Consider the following 215-nt stretch of genomic DNA (forward strand, 5'->3'; position numbering starts at 1 on the left):
CCGCCGGCCCCGCCGAGGCCACCGACGGCACCGTTACCGCCCTTACCGCCGCCGCCCTGGACGCCGGCGGTGCCACCGTTGGTCGCTCCGGCCGCACCACCGGTACCGCCGGTGCCGCCGTTACCGCCGGCACCGCCCTGGGCGCCGGCCGCTCCGGCAGCGGCCACCGTGGTGTTCGCCGCGCCGGCCCCACCGTTACCGCCCAGCCCGCCCGC

General features: G+C 81.4%; 1 protein-coding gene. It reads right to left on the bottom strand.

The window, feature by feature from the left end:
- Positions 1–215 (bottom strand): hypothetical protein (locus tag ACZY1I_RS32360; protein ID WP_463761733.1); only part of this gene is annotated, 215 nt, incomplete at both ends.

The organism is Mycobacterium sp. IDUB_37 (assembly GCF_055419245.1).